14 protein-coding genes and 1 pseudogene are annotated in these 20,430 nt (G+C 66.1%); 9 read left to right on the plus strand and 6 right to left on the minus strand.

Annotation, left to right across the window (positions count from 1 at the left end; genetic code table 11):
* Positions 1–75 precede the first annotated feature (75 nt).
* The 3 genes from VET27_RS13245 to VET27_RS13255 are packed head-to-tail and all read left to right on the plus strand — an operon-like array spanning position 76 to position 2,901.
* A complete protein-coding gene (locus VET27_RS13245) occupies positions 76–492 on the plus strand; it encodes a cytidine deaminase (RefSeq protein WP_526518754.1) in 417 nt (138 codons plus the stop codon).
* Positions 489–1,796, plus strand: coding sequence for a thymidine phosphorylase (locus VET27_RS13250; protein WP_526518756.1), 1,308 nt, complete (start codon positions 489–491; stop codon positions 1,794–1,796). Before VET27_RS13245 ends, VET27_RS13250 begins: the two co-directional genes overlap by 4 nt.
* A 16-nt stretch (positions 1,797–1,812) precedes the next feature.
* A complete protein-coding gene (locus tag VET27_RS13255; RefSeq protein ID WP_526518758.1) occupies positions 1,813–2,901 on the plus strand; it encodes an adenosine deaminase in 1,089 nt (362 codons plus the stop codon).
* Positions 2,902–2,983: 82 nt separating this feature from the next.
* Here VET27_RS13255 and VET27_RS13260 read toward each other — a convergent pair whose 3' ends face one another.
* From VET27_RS13260 to VET27_RS13275, 4 genes are all read right to left on the minus strand, one after another.
* The gene (locus VET27_RS13260) at positions 2,984–3,316 is read right to left on the minus strand and encodes a hypothetical protein (protein WP_526518760.1); all 333 of its coding nucleotides are present in this window, start codon (positions 3,314–3,316) and stop codon (positions 2,984–2,986) included.
* 242 nt (positions 3,317–3,558) lie between these two features.
* Positions 3,559–4,389 (minus strand): alpha/beta fold hydrolase, encoded by an 831-nt coding sequence (locus tag VET27_RS13265; protein ID WP_526518762.1) that lies wholly within the window; start codon positions 4,387–4,389, stop codon positions 3,559–3,561.
* Between the two features lie 33 nt (positions 4,390–4,422).
* Positions 4,423–5,688, minus strand: coding sequence for a protein export chaperone SatS (gene satS, locus VET27_RS13270; protein WP_526518764.1), 1,266 nt, complete (start codon positions 5,686–5,688; stop codon positions 4,423–4,425).
* A 38-nt stretch (positions 5,689–5,726) separates the two neighbouring features.
* The gene (locus VET27_RS13275; RefSeq protein WP_526518766.1) at positions 5,727–6,233 is read right to left on the minus strand and encodes an SRPBCC family protein; all 507 of its coding nucleotides are present in this window, start codon (positions 6,231–6,233) and stop codon (positions 5,727–5,729) included.
* 34 nt (positions 6,234–6,267) lie between these two features.
* On the opposite strand from VET27_RS13275, the gene VET27_RS13280 reads away from it, so the two are divergent.
* From VET27_RS13280 to VET27_RS13300, 5 genes are all read left to right on the plus strand, one after another.
* The gene (locus tag VET27_RS13280; RefSeq protein WP_526518785.1) at positions 6,268–7,311 is read left to right on the plus strand and encodes a zinc-binding dehydrogenase; all 1,044 of its coding nucleotides are present in this window, start codon (positions 6,268–6,270) and stop codon (positions 7,309–7,311) included.
* Positions 7,312–7,384: 73 nt separating this feature from the next.
* A complete protein-coding gene (locus VET27_RS13285; RefSeq protein ID WP_526518768.1) occupies positions 7,385–8,029 on the plus strand; it encodes a hypothetical protein in 645 nt (214 codons plus the stop codon).
* Between the two features lie 226 nt (positions 8,030–8,255).
* Positions 8,256–10,091 carry an AMP-dependent synthetase/ligase gene (locus VET27_RS13290; RefSeq protein WP_526518770.1) on the plus strand — a complete coding sequence of 612 codons (1,836 nt, stop codon included), beginning with the start codon at positions 8,256–8,258 and terminating at the stop codon, positions 10,089–10,091.
* A 241-nt stretch (positions 10,092–10,332) separates the two neighbouring features.
* Positions 10,333–12,351, plus strand: coding sequence for an acetoacetate--CoA ligase (locus VET27_RS13295; protein WP_526518773.1), 2,019 nt, complete (start codon positions 10,333–10,335; stop codon positions 12,349–12,351).
* Positions 12,352–12,621: 270 nt separating this feature from the next.
* Entirely contained in the window at positions 12,622–15,807 is a 3,186-nt protein-coding gene (locus VET27_RS13300) for an ATP-binding protein (protein WP_526518775.1), read from the plus strand.
* Positions 15,808–15,954: 147 nt separating this feature from the next.
* Here the strand turns inward: VET27_RS13300 and VET27_RS13305 are convergent, their stop codons facing one another.
* The gene (locus tag VET27_RS13305) at positions 15,955–16,827 is read right to left on the minus strand and encodes a maleylpyruvate isomerase family mycothiol-dependent enzyme (protein ID WP_526518777.1); all 873 of its coding nucleotides are present in this window, start codon (positions 16,825–16,827) and stop codon (positions 15,955–15,957) included.
* A 199-nt stretch (positions 16,828–17,026) separates the two neighbouring features.
* Between VET27_RS13305 and VET27_RS13310 the strand changes: the two genes are divergently transcribed.
* Positions 17,027–20,281: a helix-turn-helix transcriptional regulator gene (locus VET27_RS13310; protein WP_526518787.1), complete on the plus strand. Its 3,255-nt coding sequence runs from the start codon at positions 17,027–17,029 to the stop codon at positions 20,279–20,281.
* Positions 20,282–20,285: 4 nt separating this feature from the next.
* On the opposite strand, the pseudogene VET27_RS13315 reads toward VET27_RS13310, so the two are convergent.
* Positions 20,286–20,430, minus strand: a pseudogene (locus VET27_RS13315) (glycoside hydrolase); the annotation flags it as partial.

Here is a 20,430-nt window from a genome sequence, read left to right on the forward strand (position 1 = left end):
GTGACCTAATCCGAAATCGTAGTAGGGAACTGGAGCTTCTAAATGCATTCAGAGACTCGGCGACGGACTGGCGAGATGCCCGATATTGACTGGAAGTTGTTGCGGGCCAACGCGATAGAAGCCAGCACTCATGCCTATGCGCCGTACTCCCGCTTCCCGGTTGGAGCCGCCGCGGTGACCGCAGATGACCGAATTCTGACCGGTTGCAATGTGGAGAATGTCTCATATGGCCTGGGTCTCTGCGCCGAGTGCTCCGTGGCCTGCGCGCTGCACTCCGGTGGCGGCGGAAGGCTCGTCGCACTCACGTGTGTGGACGCCACCGGAGCTTTGCTCATGCCGTGCGGACGATGCCGACAGGTGCTCCTCGAACACGGCGGGCCCGAGATGTTGATCGACCATCCGTCCGGCCCGCGTGCGCTGGGTGATCTGCTCCCGGACGCCTTCGGACCCGATGACCTGGGCGCCGTCAGAGCATGGGATCGAACTCAGTGACGCAGTTCGCGTTCGACGCCCCGACGGTCATCAGGATCAAGCGCGACGGCGGCGTCCTGCCCGATGCCGCCATCGACTGGGTGATCGACGGCTACACCCGCGGCCTGGTTCATGACGAACAGATGTCGGCACTGCTGATGGCAATCTTCCTGCAGGGGATGACGCCCGGCGAGATCTCCCGTTGGACGGCCGCGATGATTGACTCCGGCGAGCGGTTCGACTTCGGCGACCTCCGTCGCGACGGCAAGCCATTGAAGTTGGTGGACAAGCACTCCACCGGCGGCGTGGGCGACAAGATCACCATCCCGTTGGTGCCCGTCGTCATGGCCTGCGGAGCGGCCGTCCCACAAGCCGCAGGCCGTGGACTCGGACACACCGGCGGCACCCTGGACAAGCTGGAGTCCATCGCCGGCTTCACCGCTGAGCTCTCCAAAGCGCAGATACGGCAGCAACTTCAGGACGTCGGCGCAGCGATCTTCGCCGCGGGCGACCTGGCGCCCGCCGACCGAAAGATCTACGCACTGCGTGACGTCACCGCCACCACCGAGTCGCTGCCGCTGATCGCGAGCTCGGTGATGAGCAAGAAGCTGGCCGAGGGCGCCCGGGCTCTGGTGTTGGACACCAAGGTGGGGCGGGGCGCCTTCCTCAAGTCCGAGGCGGAGGCGCGGGAGTTGGCGACGACGATGGTGGCGCTCGGCAACGCACGGGGAATCGACACCCGCGCGCTGCTGACCGACATGGACAGGCCGCTGGGCCTGACGGCCGGCAACGCGATCGAGGTCGCCGAGTCGCTGGACGTGCTGGCGGGCGGCGGCCCCGACGACGTCGTAGAGCTGACGCTGGCGCTGGCGCGGGAGATGCTCGACGCCGCCGGAGTCGACGACGTGGACCCGGCGCAGACGCTGCGCGACGGTACGGCGATGGACCGATTCCGCGATCTCGTCAGCGCCCAGAGCGGAGACCTCTCGCAGCCGCTACCGGTCGGGGCGCACGCCGAGACGGTCACTGCTCCGCGTGGTGGCACGATGGGCGACATCGACGCGATGGCGGTGGGACTGGCGGTGTGGCGCCTCGGTGCGGGTCGCTCGACCCCCGGCGGGCAGGTGCAGTTCGGCGCCGGTGTGCGCATCCACCGCAGGCCCGGTGAACCCGTCGCCGCGGGCGAGACGCTGTTCACTCTGTACACCGACACACCCGAGCGCTTCGACGGGGCGATGGCAGAGCTCGACGGTGGCTGGACCGTCGGCGACGAGGCGCCGGGAGGCGGTCCGTTGATCATCGATCGGATCCCCGCGCGGGCGTGAGGAGCATGGAGAAACAATGACGACGCCGTTGACGCTCGAAACGATTCAGCAGGCGCCCAAGGCCCTGCTGCACGACCACCTCGACGGCGGCTTGCGCCCGGCGACGGTCGTGGAACTGGCCGAGCAGTTCGGCTATGACGGGTTGCCCACGACGGACGTCGAGGGGCTGGCCACGTTCTTCCGGACGGCGGCGCACAGCGGATCGCTGGTCCGCTATCTGGAGCCGTTCGCCCACACGGTTGGCGTCATGCAGACACCGGAGGCGCTGCACCGGGTGGCATTGGAATGCGTCGAGGACCTCGCCGCCGACTCGGTGGTGTACGCCGAGATTCGGTTCGCCCCCGAGCTGCACATCGACGGCGGGTTGTCGCTCGACGCGGTCGTGGACGCGGTGCTGGCCGGTTTCGCCGACGGCGAGAAGGCGGCCGCGGCAGAGGGCAAGACGATCACGGTGCGGTGCCTGGTGACCGCGATGCGGCACGCTGCCCGATCGCGGGAGATCGCCGAACTGGCCATCCGGTTCCGCGACAAGGGCGTCGTCGGCTTCGACATCGCCGGCGCGGAGGCCGGGTATCCGCCCACGCGGCATTTGGACGCCTTCGAATACATGCGGAACAACAACGCCCGCTTCACCATTCACGCCGGCGAGGCGTTCGGGCTGCCGTCCATCCAGGAGGCGATCGCCTTCTGCGGCGCCGACCGGCTGGGCCATGGCGTGCGGATCGTCGACGACATCGAGGTCCACGACGACAACGACGCGACCCTTGGCCGACTGGCTTCCATCCTGCGCGACAAGCGGATTCCGCTCGAGCTGTGCCCCAGTAGCAACGTGCAGACCGGGGCCGTCGCCAGCATCGCCGAGCACCCGTTCGCGCTGCTGGCCAGATTGCGGTTCCGGGTGACGGTCAACACCGACAACCGGTTGATGAGCGACACCACGATGAGCCAGGAGATGCTGCGTCTCGTCGAGGCCTTCGGCTACGGCTGGAGCGATCTCGAGCGATTCACCATCAACGCGATGAAGTCGTCGTTCATTTCGTTCCGTGAGCGCCTGACGCTGATCGACGAGGTGATCAAGCCCCGCTTTGCCGTCCTCATCGGCTAAGCACCGCCCCCCTTTGGCGATTTCGGCGCGTTAACAGTCTCTGAGCGAACGTTAACGCGCCGAAATCGCGGGGGTTGGGATGCTATCCCGCGGCCTGACCTGGCATCAGGACGGGACTGTCCGGTGTCAGCGTGGGGAGGTCACCGAGGGGCGGTAGCTGCCTGATCGGCGTGGTTTGTTGCAGGTCTGCGCCCTCCTGCACAGCGGGGGGCGCCTGGCAGTGTCCGTCAAAGGCAATTTCTCCGCCGGAGAGGAGGCAGCACCCCTCTGGGCTTCTAGCCGTCTTCGACATGCAATCGTCGTACGCACCGATGTCCCACTCTCGCTCGGCGGTTGCCGTCGCGGCGGTTCCGAGCGCGATGCCCGATGTGAACAGGGTTGCCGTCAGAAGCCGGCGCAGCTGGGTGGACGTCATGGGTTGTTCCTCGATTAGATCGTGTGACCCCGATGTCGCCGGTGGCACCAATGTCGACGTTCAACAGCGACTTTCGGGTTCATGCGGTCGACGATGGCTCCGCCTCCCTCCCGTGATTCCGAACAAATACTCTACTGCGCCGTCAACTCCGCGTACAGCGATTTCGGCGCGCTAACAGTCGCCCAGCGAACTGTCGCCCAGCGAACGTTAACGCGCCGAAATCGCGAGGGGGAGGTGAGGGATTAGGGCGCGAGGACTTCGCGGAGCCGGTTCGCGAAGTCGCCTGGGGCGCCGAGGAATCCGCCGTGATCGCCAGGGAATTCCGTGGTGTCCACACCGAGTCGCTCGGCGACCGCGACGGAGGTCCGCTGGGTCAGCAGATGGCCCGACTCCGCGCCGAGGCCGATGACGACGCGCGTCGGCGACGCCCGCAGCGCCTCGAAGTCGGGTAGGTACTGCGTGGTGGGAGCCAGGTCGTGGAGGAAGAAGCGCGCCCCCTCCGCAAGTTCCTGTTCGGGGTTCACCGGGGCGCCCTGCGGCTCGGGCGGGACGTCAAGGTCGGCCAGGTCGAAGCCGGCGTTGACCATGAACTTCGCCCAGGCGGCATGGAGTCCGTCGGTGAGGAACGCGTCGGTGATGTCCTGGGTGGCGGCCCGCTGCTGCTCGGCATCGGGGAGCAGTTCCAGCAGCGGCGGTTCGTGCGCCACCAACGTGCGGACCCGGCCGGGATAGCGGGCGACCAGTGCCAGACCGGTCACCGCACCACCGCTGGAACCGAACACGTCGGCGGACTCGGCGCCGAGCGCGTCGAGGATCGCCACGACGTCGTCGGCGCGCAGTTCGGGGTTCGAGGGCCCGTCCGGATCGTCGACGGGGCTGCCCGCGAAACCCCGCGGGTCGTAGGTGACGACCGTGTGGTCGTGGGCCATGGCGTGCGCCAGGGGTGCGAACTCCGCGGCCGCCATCGGGGAGCCGATGACGAGCAGCAGCGGACCGCTCCCTCGCACCTCGTAGTGCAGTCGGGCGCCGGGGACGTCGATGGAGCGGGAGATGAGGCCGTCAGTCGTGGTCATGCCGATGTTGACCGCCGGCCCGCGGAAAACTCATCACTCCTCGCGGAGGCGAGATTCCACGAAGTTCTCGACCTTCTCCCACTGCGCGACGGCCTTGGCATACGGCGCGGGGGGCTTGCCGACCTTGTCGGGGGACAGGACGTGTGCGACGAACCTGCCGAACGGCTGGTCCGCGTCGAGGGCCTCCTCGACGGTGTTGTCCTCGGCGTAGTCGCCGACGTCGCGAATCAACTCGACGGCGAGTTCGAGTTGATCGACGTCTACGGCGTCGGGCCCGTCGGCGATGTCGTCGGACAGCGTCCGCAACACGTAGACGTTGTCGTTGGTGACGTCGATCTGCAGCGAGCCGTCAGTGGCCGCGGTCTTGATGTCGTCGAAGGTGGCGAGATCCGACAGGTCGCTCTCGTGTTCGTCGGCGAGGTAACGCGCCAGCGACCGCTCGGAGCCGAACACGCTGATGCGTCCGTTGCGGCCCAAGAAGATCGGTTGGTCATTCATGTAGCAGCGCAGGGTGTAGTACGTGCCGCCGCGGGTCAGGAGGCGGATCGGGTCGATCCCGACGTGCGCCCAGAAGCTCTCGTCGCTGCCGAGCACCTGCTCCGTGGCCTGTGCGGTCAGCGCGGCCTCTTCGTCGTCGGCGTCGACCTCGTCCTCGATCACCACGTCGTCCGCGGCCTCGTCCTCGACCTCCGATTCGGGTGCCGACTCGGCGAGTTCGGCCTCGGCCTTCTCAGAGGCCGCGGAGTCCACGTCGAGAATCGTCACGATCTCGTCGATCGCGTCCACCACGCCGTCCCAGCTGCGGGCGATCACTGCTTCGATCTCGGCCCAGCGCTTGCGGCCGGCACGGCCCTCGAACGCCTCGAGGCCGCCGCCCAGGGAACCGAGGACCGGGTTGCCGTTGAAGAACTTCGACACCACCGGCAGATCGCACACCGAGCCGATGGCCTGCACGACCGCGAGCGCGCTCAGCAGCGTCGCCACCGATTCTTCGGTCGGCTTCTCAGCGGCCAACTCGGGCACACCGATCAGGTCGTGCTGATGGTCCTCGTCTGGATCCAGCCGGTGCGCGGAGGACTCCTTGAGCGCGGGCCAAGCCGGGTGGTCGGCGAGGTCGTTGTCGGCGTTGGTCCGCACGAATGCCGCCAGGTCAGCCACCGATTCGAAGCCGTAGAGGTCGTCGTCCTTGCCCAGGAACGCCTGCCACTCGTCGTCGGCGTCACGCCACGAGGGAGCCCACAGTGTGTACAGATCGCCCTTGGTCAGCCCGAGCCTCAACGGCACGATGTCAGCAGCCATGCGGCACAGCCTAACGACGCTGTCTGGGCGGGTTGCCGTCAGGCGGTGCGGGCGAAGTAGCGCTCCCCGTCGGCGGCCATCCGGCCGAATGCCAGCTTGAGTAACGGGGCCAACGGCTTGAAGGGCAACGAGAACCCACTCTTGGGCTCGATGGCGACCGTCCACGTGAACCGCGTCGCCTTGCCGTCGGCACCCTCCGGTTCGATCACGTAGTCCTCGGCGAAGCGCTTGAAGACGGGAAGGTTCGCCTCGTAGACGGCGAACGAATAGCCGCGGCCCTCGTTCCAGCGGAAGTAGCGTTCGCGAACGCGGCTCAATCCGGGGGCCAGGACGACCTCGCGAGTGGTGCCGACGCCGAAGGGTCGGGGACTCAGCCAGTTCACCGCACTGACCGTCGCGCTCCAGGCGGCGAGCGACTCGTCGGAGGCCAGCGATTCCCACACCTTCTCGGGCGGTGCCGCGAGCGTCTTGGTGTACCGGAAGACGTGTGGCGCCGACGTGAAGAGAGCTTCGTCAGCGGGTTCGACTGCGTACCAGCGCGTCATGTGGCACAGCATGCCAAACATGGACGATGGTTTCATGCGCGCAGTGGTCTTCGAGGAGTTCGGCGGTTCCGTGGACGTCCGGGCGGTCGCCGATCCGGTGCCCTCGTCAGGGGGCGTGGTCGTGGAGGTGCACGCCACGGGTCTCTGCCGTAGTGACTGGCATGCCTGGGCCGGTCACGACGCCGGGGTTGCGCTGCCGCACGTACCGGGTCACGAGCTCGTCGGCGTGGTGGTCGCGGTGGGCGCCGGCGTGTGTCGGTGGGCGCCCGGCGACCGCGTGACGACGCCCTTCGTGTGCGGCTGCGGCACCTGCGAGTGGTGTCTGAACGGTCAGGCGCAGGTGTGTCCCGACCAGACCCAGCCCGGTTTCACGCACTGGGGTTCCTTCGCCGAGTACGTGGCGCTGCATGCGGCCGACACCAATCTCGTCGCGGTCTCGGAGGTCGTCGAGGATGCCGAGGCCGCAGGATTGGGCTGCCGGTTCGCCACCGCCTACCGTGCGCTGAACGCCCGGGCCCGCGTCCGGCCCGGTGAGTGGGTGACGGTCGTCGGGGTCGGCGGCGTCGGCCTCAGCGCCGTTCAGGTCGCCGTGGCCGCAGGCGCCAGGGTGGTTGCCGTCGAGCGCACCCCGGCGGCGCTGGCGCTGGCGCGCAGGCTGGGCGCGGAACACACCCTGCTCGCCGACGGTCCCGACGTCGCGGCCCAGGTGCACGACCTCACCGATGGGGGCAGTCACGTCGCCGTCGACGCGGTCGGCACGCCACGCGCCTGCGCGGACGCCATCCACAGCCTGCGGCGCCATGGTCGTCACGTCCAAGTCGGGCTGCTGCCCAGCGTCGGCGGGCACCCCGCGGTGCCAATGGACCGCGTGATCGCTTGGGAGCTGGACATTCTCGGCAGTCACGGCATGGCCAGCGTGGACTACCCCGGCATGTTGCGGCTGGTCGAAGAGGGCACGTTGCGTCCCCAGGACCTCGTCGAGCGGGTGGTGGGGCTGGCCGAGGGGGCGCGGCTCCTGCCGTTGGTCGACACCGCGTCTCCCGTCGGCGTCACCCTCATCGACCCGCGGCTGAACTGACCCCACTCGGAGATTCACTCGGGGACGAAGACGGTCCATCTCGGGACCTTTTCCTACTCTGGGGCGGTGTGCGTTGCGGCGCGACGATTTGGACAGGCCGGCCAATGCGAACCCGCAGGCCGTGGATGGAAGGTGCACCGTGTCATTCCTCAAGCTGGTGGTGTCCTTCGCGCCATGGATCGCGTTCCTGATCATCGCCAAGGACACCATGCACCGCGTGGAGGTCGGTCTGGTGGTCGCGCTCGGCCTGACCGTCCTGATGGCGGTGTTGCGGCTTCATCGAGGCATCATCATGTGGGTCGGCCTGGCCTTCTTCAGCGGAGCCGCCATCGCCATCATCGGTTTTCACAACCTTTGGGCCATAGAACATCTGGGTGTCCTGGCGAACGGTGCACTGGCCATCGGCTCTTGGACGACCCTGCTGACCGGCAAGCCATTCACCCTGGAGTACGCGCGTCAGCACGCCGACCCGTCGAAGTGGGACGATCCCCGCTTCATTCGCACCAATGAGCTAATCACCGCGGCCTGGGCTTCGGTGTTCACCTTCAACACGGTGGTGGCATGGTTGCTGATGAAACACCTTCTGCTGCCGGAGTGGGCAAGCCACACGCTGAGCTATGCCGCCCTCGTCGGCGCGGCCGCCTTCACTTCCTGGTACCCCGGTTACGTTCGCAAGAGGGCTGGATCAGCGCAGGATAGCCCGGCTGGGGCCGTTTGACTCGGTGACGGCTCAGTTCTGCGTGTATTTCTGCTCTTGCCTGAGTTGATCGCTGACTCCTCCTGTGGCCCGCAATGGGGTCGTTCGACCCAGTCTGTGGGACCTTCGACTCTTGCCGATTCACTGCCGGGGGAGGGGATGGCTCGCCCCACCGAAGATCCAGCGAATATGTTGACAAGAATGTCATTCCGCACCAGATGGACCGGAACGTACCTACGCTTGTTTGATGGTAGGACTAGTCAGGGCGAAATCGTACGAGCTCGGTGGAATCGACGACCAGGCGTCGTCGGTCGCCCGTTTGTTCTTGGACCGCGTCGCCGCCACGCCACGTGCCGAAGCCTTCCGGTTCCCCGAGGGCGACGGTTGGACGAGCGTCACCTGGCAGCAGGTGGGTGAGCGCGCCGGCCGCCTCGCCGCCGGGTTGATCGCGCTGGGCATCGCCCCCGAGGACCGAGTCGCGCTGGCGTCGTCGACGCGCTACGAGTGGGCGCTGGCCGACTTGGCCGTGCTGTGCGCGGGGGCTGCCACCACGACGTTGTACCCGACGACGAAGGCCCGCGACATCGCGTTCATCGTGGCCGACTCGGGCAGCCGCGTCGTCATCGCCGAAGACCAGGCCCAAGTCGACAAGTTACTCGAGCATCGCGCCGACCTGCCCGACGTCGAAAAGGTCGTGATCATCGACGGCCACGGGGACGGCGAGTTCGTGATGACCCTCGACCAACTCGAAGCGTCCGGTGCGCAGCTGCTTGCCACGTCTCCCGACATCATCGAGGAGCGCGTCGCCGACATCCGTCCCGACAGCCTGGCCAGCATCATCTACACCTCGGGAACCACGGGGCGGCCGAAGGGCGTGCGGCTTCCGCACCGGGCGTGGATGTACACCGCCGCTGCGATCAATGCCGTCGACTTCCTCCATGTCGACGACCTGAACTTCCTGTGGCTCCCGCTCGCGCATGCCTTCGGCAAGGTGATGCTCGTGGTGCCGCTCGTGATCGGCTATCCGACGGCGATCGACGGTCGCGTCGACAGGATCGTCGACAATCTCGCCGTCCTGCATCCGACGTTCATGGGCGCCGCTCCGCGGATCTTCGAGAAGGCCCACGCCCGAATCCAGGCGAAGATCGCCGAAGAAGGCCGGGTGAAGAAGGCCATCTTCGACTGGGCCATCGGCGTGGGACTCGCGGCGTCTGCGGCCAGGGAAGTCGGACGGAAGTCATCGCCACTGCTGTCGGTCCAGCAGCGGATAGCCGACAGGCTGGTGTTCTCGACCATCCGGGACGGCTTCGGTGGGCGGCTGCGGTTCTTCGTTTCCGGCGCCGCACCGCTGAACCACGACATTGCGCGATGGTTCGACGCCATCGGCATCATCGTGCTCGAAGGTTACGGCATGACCGAGACGGCAGCCGCGTCATTCATCAACCGCCCCAACGCCTACCGATTTGGCACCGTCGGTGTGCCCTTCACCGGCACCGAGGTCAGGATCGCCGACGATGGTGAGATCCTGTTGAAGAGCCCTGGCGTGATGACCGGGTATCACAACCTGCCGGAAGCCACCGCCGAAGCGCTCGACAGCGACGGCTGGTTGTACACGGGTGACATCGGCACGATCGACGATGACGGATTCCTGAGCGTCACCGACCGAAAGAAGGATCTCTTCAAGACCTCGCAGGGCAAGTACGTCGCGCCGTCGGCGATCGCAACGACCTTCAAGGCGATCTGCCCTTACAGCAGCGAGATGATCGTCTACGGCGACGCCAAGCCCTACTGCGTGGCGCTGGTGAGCCTGGACGCGGAGGCGATCATGGATTGGGCGGCCAAGCACGGTCTTGCGAATCTGTCGCTCAGCGAGATAGCGCGCCACGCGTCGACCCGGGAGTTGATAGGCGGCTATATCGATACGCTCAACGAGCAGCTCAACCGGTGGGAACAGATCAAGAAGTTCGCCATCCTCGATCGCGAATTATCCATTGAAGCAGGTGATCTCACGCCCAGCCTCAAGGCGAAGCGCAGCGTCATCGTGAAGAACTCCGCCGAGGTCATCGCGCGCCTTTACGAATGAGGCGTCCGCCCTCATGCCGTCGGCCGCCAGAACCCCTGAAACCCCTGTCCCGCGTTCGTCGTTCGGATCGGCGACAACTCAACCGGATCGCCCGCCTCAGCTGGGTGTCAATGGGGATGCAGATCGAAATGGTGTGATGTCTTCGCCGAACCCCGGTCGTGAAGTCGTCTCTTCCATTCTCAGCTCGCGTTAGTGTCGAGTGGGGCCTCTCAACTGAGAAGCCCGAGTTTGGAGGTTGCGCATGAATGCCGATGTCCAGCGAGCGTCCGAGCCCCTATGGGTCCCTTCGCAGGACCGCGTGGAACACGCCGGGATCACGAGGTATCTGCGCTGGCTGCATGCCGAGCGGGGACTTCACTTCGGCGATTACGAGGAGCTGTGGCGTTGGTCGGTGAACGACCTGGAGACCTTTTGGTCCTCCATCTGGGATTTCTGCGGGGTCATCTCGCATCGACGCTATGAAACGGTGCTCGATCGCCGGGTGATGCCTGGGGCTCGCTGGTTCGACGGAGCCATGATCAACTACGCCGAGCAGTCCCTTTGGCGATCGCTTGATCCGGATTGGGTTTCACGAACCGCGCTTGTCTCGGAGTCCGAGTGTCGTTCGCGCATCGAGCTGACGTGGGGCGAGTTGGGAGACAAGGTCGCCGCGCTGGCAGCAACGATGCGGAGTTGCGGTGTCCAACAGGGTGATCGCGTCGCCGCGTACATGCCCAACGTTCCCGAGGCTGTCATCGCCATGTTGGCGGCCACGAGCTTAGGTGCTGTGTGGTCGAGCGCGGCACCGGACATGGGCACGCTTGGCGTACTAGATCGGTTTCGGCAGATCGAACCGAAGATGTTGCTCGCGGTAGACGGGTATCGGTACGGGGGCAAGGCATTCGACCGCCGAGACGTGATCCGCGAGATCGTCGGCGGTTTACCGTCATTGGAGACGCTGATTCTGATTCCTCACCTCGACGCTGGCGCGACGTTCGAGGCAACCGGCACCGTGCAGACGATGTCGTTCGGCGATGCGGTGGCAAGGGATGCCTCGCTCGAGTTCGCACCGGTCGCGTTTGATCATCCGCTCTGGATCGTCTATTCCTCGGGGACCAGTGGCAAGCCCAAGCCGATCGTGCACGGCCATGGCGGGTTCCTCTTGGAGAACCTGAAGGCCGCCGCGCTCCACCTCGACGTCGGCGGGAGCGATCGCTTTCTGTGGTACGCGTCGACCGGATGGATCATGTGGAATCTGTCGGTGGTAACACTCGCAGCCGGCTGCACGCTCTTATTGCTCGACGCCAGCCCCGGCCATCCACACGTCGGAACACTGTTCGAGTTCGCCGCCCGCGAACGCGCCAGCTTCCTGGGCACCAGTCCGGCGTATCTGTCGACGTGCATCAAGGCTAACTTGTCGCCCGGCGACGAGTACGACCTCTCGGCAGTGCGCACGCTGGGGTCCACCGGATCGCCTCTGACGCCCGAGGCGTACCGCTGGGCGTACCAGCACGTGAAGCAGGACATGATGCTTGCTGGAATCTCCGGCGGGACCGATCCAGGTGCGGCGTTTCTGACTTCGTGCCCGACACTTCCGGTGTACGCCGGCGAGATGCAGTGTCGTGGCTTGGGCGTCGCGGTCTCAGCACTGGATGACGCCGGTGAGAAGTTGATCAACCGAATGGGCGAGCTGGTCGTCACCGAACCCATGCCGTCGATGCCGCTCTGTTTTTGGGGCGATGATGGGACGCGATATCGCGAGAGTTACTTCGAGACCTACCCCGGTTACTGGCGACACGGTGATTGGCTCGAGCTGATTCCCCGGCCTGAGTCAGTCACGGGGGTCATTTTCGGAAGGTCTGATTCCACGATAAATCGCCACGGGCTGCGCATGGGTACCAGCGAGATCTACCGGGTGGTGGAGGAATTCCCGGAAGTGCTCGATTCCCTGGCAATCGACCTTGAGTACCTCGGCAGGAAGTCTTGCCTAGCGCTCTTCGTCGTGCTGAGTAACGGGGATGCGGCGGTTTCGGCTGACTTGCGGACACGCCTCTTCCAGGCGATCAGAACGGAGTTGTCGCCCCGTTATGTCCCCGACGACGTGTTCGTCGTCCCCGAGGTGCCGAGGACGCTCACGGGTAAGAAGATGGAGGTGCCCGTGCGGAACATCCTTCTCGGACGACCTCCCGATCACGTAGCCAACCGCGACGCCATGGCGAATCCTGCGTCACTGGACTGGTTCGTCGAGATCGCACCTGATCTTGATGCACGGTTGCGATGACTCGGTAACGGCTGCTGAACCGGGGCCTTCGGTGTTCGGTTCGGATCGGCTCTCACGCGGTCGGCCGCCAGAAGCCCTGAAAACTTTGACCCGCGTTGGTGGTTCGGATCGGTGACAACTTAACGGGATCGCCCCCCTCGGCTGGGCATCAAAAGTGGTTCCGATCGTGAACGCAGCCGACGGCGGCTCGTCGGTCTGCTGAAGACGGGCGGCCTGCATCCCCGGTGCGATATGGCAGACAGGCCTGACCAGCGGTGACACGATACTGACGTGGACGACGGTAGCGATGCACTTGCGGCGGCGGGACTGTCGTGTGGGTCGTGCGGCACGCAGTTCAATGCGACAGCGAAGTTCTGCAGTGAGTGCGGTTCGCCACTGACGGAGGCCACCCGATCGGCGGAGTACAAGCAGGTGACGGTGTTGTTCGCCGACGTCGTGCACTCCATGGACATCGCGGCGGCGGTGGGTCCGGAACGGTTCCGCGAGATCATGACCGAACTTGTCGATCACGCCGCTGGAGTGGTGAAGCGGTACGGAGGGACCGTCGACAAGTTCACCGGCGACGGCATCATGGCGGTCTTCGGCGCTCCGATCGCGTATGAAGACCATGGCGCTCGGGCCTGTCTGGCGGCGATGGGTATTCAGGAGCAGATGGTTCCGATAGCGACTGGGGTCGCGAGCCGAGACGGAATTGACCTACGTTTGCGAATCGGCCTCAACTCCGGTCAGGTCATCGCCGGTGACATCGGTTCTACTTCGTTGGGTTATACGACGATCGGTGAGCACGTTGGTTTGGCACAGCGGATGGAGTCCGTGGCACCGCCTGGTGGCGTGATGCTGTCAGACGCCACTGCGCGGATCGTCGCAGATGTTGCGACCCTAGCTGAGCCTGAGACGGCACACATCAAAGGCGCAACCGGGCCCGTGCCAGCGCACCGCCTCCTGGCAATGACGGAGCATCGTGAACTCGGCGGCCGCCACGCATCCACGCTGGTGGGACGTGAGTGGGAAGTGGGTGCATTGACTGGAATGCTGCAACGGGCGGTCGGCGGCCACGGATGCGTGATCGGCCTCGTCGGTCCCGCTGGTATTGGCAAGAGCCGCCTGGTGGCCGAAACGGCGTCGATTGCGAGAAGCCTTGGTGTGGAAGTCTTTTCTGCCTTCTGTGAATCCCATGCCGCTGAAGTCCCGTTCTTTGCGATCGCTGCGCTGCTGCGGACGGCGTTCGGGATCAATGAGTTAGACGCCGAGTCGGCCCGGAACCGCATCCGCGACCGAGTCCCCGATCTCGATCCTGAAGATCTTCTGTTGCTCGATGATCTGCTCCGGATTCGCGACCCGGGGCGTGACGTCCCGGACATCGCCGCTGACGCACGGCGCCGACGTCTCACCACGATGGTCAACGCGGCGTATCTGGGCCGGTCGGCCCCGGCAGTGTATGTCATCGAGGACGCGCACTGGATCGACCCGACCAGCGAGTCGATGCTGGCGGATTTTCTGTCGGTGGTGGCCCGCACTCACTCGCTGGTACTTGTCACGTACCGGCCTGAATACCGTGGAGCGCTGTCACACGTTCCCGGCACCCAGACGATTTTTCTCGCACCGCTGGATGATTCGCAAACCACATCGCTGGTCAGTGAGTTGCTTGGTTCACATTCATCCGTTGCCGGTTTGATTTCGCAGATCGCCGACCGAGCGGCCGGTAACCCTTTCTTCGCCGAGTCCATCGTGCGTGACCTCACCGACCGAAACGTGCTCGAGGGGGCACGACGTGACTATGTATGCACTCGTAACCACGCGGACGTTACCGTGCCTGCGACGCTTCAGGCCGCGATCGCTGCCAGGATCGACCGTCTCGATGCTGCGGCTAAACAGACGCTCAACGCTGCGGCGGTGATCGGTGTGCGATTCGATGAGGACCTGCTGTCCGAACTCGCCGACAGCACCGTGCTGCGGAAGCTCCTCGACGCCGAGCTGATCGATCAGGTGGCGTTCGCACCGCGGGCGGAGTATGGGTTCCGCCACCCGCTGATCCGTCGGGTGGCCTACGAGTCCCAGCTGAAGGCGGATCGGGCCAGGCTGCACCGCCGCCTTGCAGACGCCATTGCAGCGAGCGCGTCGTTGGGCGACGAGAACGCCGCGCTGATTGCCGAGCATCTGCAGGGCGCGGGGGATTTGCGGGCCGCATACGACTGGCACATGCGAGCAGGAGCGTGGTTGGCGAGCCGCGATATTGCCGGTGCGTGCTTGAGTTGGGAGCGCGCGCGGCAGGTCGCCGACACCATCGCCGCCGACGACCCTGACGCCATATCGATGCAGATTGCTCCGCGCACATTGTGGTGTGCCAACGCCTGGCGGCTTCATGCCGGTGTCGGCGGTCGCCGTTTCGAGGAACTGCAGGAGTTGTGCGATCGCGCCGGAGACAAGACATCGCCGGCGATTGCCATGACGGGGCTCCTGGCCGAAGGCGTGGTTCAGGGGCGGATACGGGAGGCATCCCAGCTCGCCGCCGAGCACACTGCGCTGATCGAGTCCATCGCCGATCCGACGTTGATGGTAGGTCTTGCGGTCGGGACGATCGGGGTCAGAGTCGTGACGGGCGAGATCCAGGAAGTGCTGAGATGGTCGGACACTGTCATCGACTTGGCCCACGACGATCCGGTCAAAGGGAACTATGTCATGGGCTCTCCACTGGCCGCCGCGTATGCAACTCGGAGCCTTGCGAGATGGTGCTTGGCGCTTCGGGGATGGCGCGACGACATGGAGCGGGCGATCGAGCTGGCCCGCAGCAGCGATCCGTGGACCAGGGCGACCGTTGTGTTCTATACCTACGGTGCAGGTATTGCGAGTGGTATCTATACGGCCGACGACGCCGCATGCCGCGAAATCGACAATGCGCTCAGAATGGCTGAGGTGGCCGGTGACGACCTGGCCGTGAGCATGGCCAAGTACACTAAGGGGCTGTTGCTGGTTCACGGGGACTGCGCGGACCGTGACCGTGGACTCGAGTTGCTTGCGGAGGTTCGTGAGCTGACTCTGGAGGGCCGGTTTTATCTGTCCGAGCTGCCGGTGGTGGAGTTGTACGTCGGTCGTGAACAAGCCAGGCACGGTGATGTCGACGTCATCAGCGGTATGCGCACCGCACTCGACTTGTTGTTCGAGCGGGGCCAGTTCGCATGGGGCGTCGTAGCCAGCACAGTTTTCGTCGGGACATTGCTCGACCGTGGCGGCGAGGGCGATCTGGCAGAGGCCGAGGCGGTGACCGACCGGATGGCAACAGCGCCGCTTGAAATGGCCTCCATATGCGGGGAATTGTGGCTGCTGCGGTTGCGCGCTTTGCTCGCCGACGCTCGCGGCGACGAGGGCGTCTACCACGACTATCGGGATCGTTATCTCACGTCGGCTACCGAACTTGGCTTTGAGGGGCATATGCAGTGGGCCGAGGCTATGCCATGAAGCGGGCCGTTCACGCGATAGGTCGCCAGAAACCCTAAATCCCTGCCCGGCGTTGGTGACGCGGATCGGCGAAAGTTGGACGGGATCGCCCGCTTCGGCTAGTCATCGATATGGGTGCAGACGGTGAATACAGGCCGCGACTCCGACTCACGGGTTGAAGAACAGGTCCTTGAAACGCAGGCTGAGCCACGGACGGCGGCCCGTCGCCACAATCCCGCCGCGCAGCAACGCTCGGTATAGCGGCATCCGCCCGTAGACGACCTTCAGGAACGTCACGGGGTCCGCGAAGATGACGCAGTCCACCGGTCCGCCGGCGGCCCGCACCTCCGCCTTGCCGTCCGCGACCCCGATGACGTACCGCGGGCCGTTGCCGCGCAGCCGGACCTCGTACGTCGCTGACGCGCTGCGGCCAGCCTCGGGTCGGACGACCAGCGGTGACATATTCGGGCACACCGTGCCCAATATGAGCTTCGCGTGCGCGGCGGAGATCGGCCACGGCCGGCCCGTCCCGGTCGCGATGTCGTGCCCGTGCACGGTCAGCTCCCCGAGCGCCAGCGCGGTAAGGCAGTCCACGGTGCGGGTTCGGCCCGGGCCATACCACGGCGTTTCACACTCCAGCTCCGCATCGGCCTCCGCCGCGAGCCGCAGAAACCGTTGTGCCCCAGCGGTGATCAGCTCCGCGATCCGTCCCGCGTCGGTGTGGTCGACCATGTCGATGGTGGCGGCGTTGGTGGCCGCCAGTCGGGTCGGAAAGTCCGCATCCAGGTACTGTTCCGGGGTTAGCGCTTGCGGCTCCCCGGTGATCGCCGCGCTGAACCCGGTGAGCACGATGGACACATGGGCCGCGGTCTCGGCGACCGTCCAGTCGGTGCCCGCGGCCGGGCGCTCGACGTCGTCGGTCTCCCGCAGCAGTGCGGTGAACCGCCCTGTCGCCGCGCTGATCGCCGCTCGGGCCGCTTCCCGGTCCAGTTCCACCACTACGGGTTGACGGCCGCTCGGACGGCTGGTGTTAGTGCTCATGGTGGTCTCCTCGGGTCGGTACGAGTCGACTATCCGATGTCGTCGGCGCGAGATCGTCGGTCAGACCGCGGAGATCGGCGCGGTGCGGGGTCGTAATTCCGCGCGGCAGGGGCGGCAATCTACGCGTTTCCGCTGATGTTTTGCAGGTCGGTGACGGCCGATGCTGGCTACCATGAGCGCAACTGACTGGAGCGTCGACATGGGGGAGCTGCTTCCGACCGGGACGGTGACGCTGCTGCTGGCCGACGTCGAGGGTTCGACGCTGCTGTGGCAGAGCCAACCGGAGGAGATGACGGCCGCTATCGCGCGGCTCGATCGCTTGGTGTGCGACATCATCGCGGCCCATTACGGTGTGCGGCCGGTGGAGCAGGGCGAGGGCGATAGTTTCGTGGTCGCGTTCGCACGTGCTAGCGACGCGGTCGCGTGCGCTGTGGAGTTGCAGCGGGCACCGCTGGCCCCGATCCGGCTGCGCGTCGGCGTGCATACCGGGGAGGTGCAGCTGCGCGACGAGGGCAACTATGTCGGTACGACCGTCAACCGGACGGCACGGCTGCGCGATCTGGCCCACGGTGGGCAGACCGTGCTGTCGGGCATAACCGAAGATCTGGTTCTCGACCTGCTGCCTGCGGACGCCTGGCTGACGGATCTGGGTACCCACCATCTGCGCGACTTGCCCCGCCGGGAACGGGTCGTGCAGCTGTGCCATCCCGACCTTCGCAACGACTTCCCGCCGCTGCGCACGCGTGAAACCGTTGCCGCCCAGCACCTTCCAGCACAGTTTACGAGTTTCGTGGGCCGCGAAGCCGAAATGAACGACGTGCCGCAGATCCTGGTTGGCAACCGTCTGGTGACGCTTACCGGCGCGGGCGGTGTCGGTAAGACGCGCCTGGCGGTACAGGTGGCGGCCCAGATCGGGTGTGGCTTCGGCGACGGTGTGTGGTACGTCGATCTGGCACCGATCACCGATCCCGATCTGGTGCCTGTGACGGTTATTCGTGCGCTGGGCCTGCCCGACCACCCGGGCCGCTCCACGATGGACACGCTGCTGCGGTCTATCGGCGACCGTCGGATGCTGCTGGTGCTGGACAACTGTGAGCATCTGTTGGACGCGTGCGCGGCGCTGGTCGTAGCCCTGCGGGGCGGCTGCCCTGCAGTGACTCTCGTGGCGACGAGTCGTGAGCCGATCGGGGTGGCAGGCGAGGTGAGTTGGCGGGTGCCGTCGCTGTCGCTGGCCGACGAGGCGATCGAGTTGTTCGCCGATCGCGCGCGACAGGTCCGCCCCGATTTCCGTCTCACCGAGGACAATTCCGCAACCGCGGCGGAGATCTGCCTGCGCCTCGACGGTGTCCCCTTGGCGATTGAGCTGGCCGCGGCGCGGGTGCGCGTGATGTCGCTGACCGAGATCCGCGACAGCCTGCATGACCGCTTCCGGCTGCTGACCGGCGGCGCTCGCACCGCGGTTCGCCGCCAGCAGACGCTGCGCGCCTCGGTGGACTGGTCGCACGCACTACTGACCGAGCCCGAACGCACCTTGTTCGCCCGCCTCGCGGTATTCATGGGCGGGTTCGACCTCGACGCCGCCGAGGCGGTCGCCGGCAGTGGCGACGTGAAACGCTACCAAGTCTTCGACCTGCTCATACTGCTGGTCGACAAGTCCCTGGTCGTCGCCGAAAGCGCAAGTGGCCGAACGCGATACCGGCTGCTGGAGACGGTGCGACAGTACGCGCTGGAAAAGCTCGGCGAATCAGGCCAGGGCGACGCCGTGCGTGCCCGTCACTGCGACTACTACACCGTCGTGGCGGCGCCACTCGATACCCCGACACGGGTCGGACACGAGCAGCGTCTCGACCAGATGGAAGCCGAGATCGACAATCTGCGGGCCGCCTTCGTGTGGAGCCGCGAAAGTTCCGATATCGAGCTCGCATCGCAGCTGGCGTCATCGCTGCGGCCGCTGTGGCTGGCACGAGGGCGGATCCGGGAAGGCCTGGCCTGGTTCGACGCCGTACTCACCGACCAAGGCGCAGACCCGACGGGTGGAGCGCCCGCGGTGCGCGCGCGGGCGCTTGCCGACTACGCCGTGCTCGACGCGTATACGGGCGCCGCCGCCTGCCTGGAGCAGGCCATGCAAGCCCTCGCTATCGCTCGAGAAGTCGATGACCCCGCCCTACTGGCGCGAGCCTTGACCGCTTGCGGCGCCAGTGCGGTCTACGACTCCGATGTGGCCCGGCCATACTTCGCCGAGGCGATCGGCCTTGCCCGCTCGATGGGCGAAGAAGCCTGGCTCAGCGAGATCCTTGGCTGGCAAGCCTACGGAGCGGTCATGGCTGGCGAACCGGTCGCAGCGCGGGCGGCCGCCGAAGAAGGACGCGACCTCGCCGAAACCATCGGTGACTGGTCCATCTCGCGTCGGTGTCGCTGGGCTCTAGGTTGCGCACAGTTGATGGCCGGTGATCTCGCGGGGGCCGTCGAACAACTGCGTGAGGTGGATGCCGAGGCCGACGCGGCCCACGATGTGGTCTGGCGTTGCTCGGCCCTATTCATGCAGGCCCTCACGCTGGCGTACCACGGGGACCCCACGGCGGCGCGGGAGGCGGCCAACGCGGCCATCGAGGCCGCGGCCGATCTTGGCGGGTTCTACCCGGGAATGGCCTACGCGGCGTTGGCTGCCTCGGAACTGGCCGCGGGCGACGTCGCCGCGGCAGACGATGCGATCGCGGCGGGCTGGAAACACCTCACCGTGCAGCCCAGGATGGCGGCGATCTGGAACGTCTACGTGGCCCAGGCTGCGCTGGCTCGCGGTGATCTAACCGCGGCCCGGCGCTGGGCCGACGACACCGTCGTGGTGACGAGCGGCTTACACCTGTCGCTGGCACTGACCACGCGCGCCGGCGTGGCGATTGCGCAGGGCGAGCCCGAGCAGGCGGACCGTGACGCCCATGACGCGCTGGCAGCCGCCGCCTGCGCCGGCGCGTACGCCAGCGTTCCCGCTACCCTCGATTGCCTCGCCTTACTCGCCGTCGTCGCGGGCGGTCACCGTGAAGCAGTGCGGCTGTTCGGCGCCGCGGACTGCATCCGGCAACGCACCGGTCAGGTCCGCTTCAAGATCTTCGACGCCTTTTTCGAATTCCCGGTGGCGGCACTTCGTGACGGGATGGGCGAGAAGGACTTTGACTCTGCGTGGGCGGAGGGAGTGGGCCTGTCCACCGACGAAGCGATCGCGTACGCACAGCGCCGCCGCGGCGAACGTAAACGCCCCACGAGCGGTTGGGCATCCCTGACGCCCACCGAGCGCGAAGTCGTCCGACTCGTCAGCGAAGGCCTCGCCAACAAGGACATCGCAACAAGGCTTTTCGTCTCACCCCGCACCGTGCAAACCCACCTCACTCATGTCTACACCAAACTCGGACTCAGCTCGCGAGTGCAACTTTCGCAGGAAGCAGCCCGGCACGGCTGACGACTCACGCCGTCGGCCGCCAGAACCCCTGAAACCCCTGTCCCGCGTTCGTCGTTCGGATCGGTGACAACTCAACCGGATCGCCCGCCTCGACCATCTGCCCGTTGCCCACGATCATCGCGACGTGGCCGTCCCACACCGCCAGGTCG

It is taken from the genome of Mycobacterium sp., assembly GCF_035633495.1.
Taxonomy (GTDB): domain Bacteria; phylum Actinomycetota; class Actinomycetes; order Mycobacteriales; family Mycobacteriaceae; genus Mycobacterium.

What these genes read in the sequence shown, in the direction of transcription:
- VET27_RS13260 (WP_526518760.1), bottom strand. Translation starts at nt 3,316, where the DNA reads ATGACGTCCACCCAGCTGCGCCGGCTTCTGACGGCAACCCTGTTCACA.
- satS (WP_526518764.1), bottom strand. Translation starts at nt 5,688, where the DNA reads ATGGCTGCTGACATCGTGCCGTTGAGGCTCGGGCTGACCAAGGGCGAT.
- VET27_RS13255 (WP_526518758.1), top strand. Translation starts at nt 1,813, where the DNA reads ATGACGACGCCGTTGACGCTCGAAACGATTCAGCAGGCGCCCAAGGCC.
- VET27_RS13245 (WP_526518754.1), top strand. Translation starts at nt 76, where the DNA reads ATGCCCGATATTGACTGGAAGTTGTTGCGGGCCAACGCGATAGAAGCC.
- VET27_RS13290 (WP_526518770.1), top strand. Translation starts at nt 8,256, where the DNA reads ATGGTAGGACTAGTCAGGGCGAAATCGTACGAGCTCGGTGGAATCGAC.
- VET27_RS13275 (WP_526518766.1), bottom strand. Translation starts at nt 6,233, where the DNA reads ATGACGCGCTGGTACGCAGTCGAACCCGCTGACGAAGCTCTCTTCACG.
- VET27_RS13295 (WP_526518773.1), top strand. Translation starts at nt 10,333, where the DNA reads ATGAATGCCGATGTCCAGCGAGCGTCCGAGCCCCTATGGGTCCCTTCG.
- VET27_RS13310 (WP_526518787.1), top strand. Translation starts at nt 17,027, where the DNA reads ATGGGGGAGCTGCTTCCGACCGGGACGGTGACGCTGCTGCTGGCCGAC.
- VET27_RS13265 (WP_526518762.1), bottom strand. Translation starts at nt 4,389, where the DNA reads ATGACCACGACTGACGGCCTCATCTCCCGCTCCATCGACGTCCCCGGC.
- VET27_RS13280 (WP_526518785.1), top strand. Translation starts at nt 6,268, where the DNA reads ATGCGCGCAGTGGTCTTCGAGGAGTTCGGCGGTTCCGTGGACGTCCGG.
- VET27_RS13305 (WP_526518777.1), bottom strand. Translation starts at nt 16,827, where the DNA reads ATGAGCACTAACACCAGCCGTCCGAGCGGCCGTCAACCCGTAGTGGTG.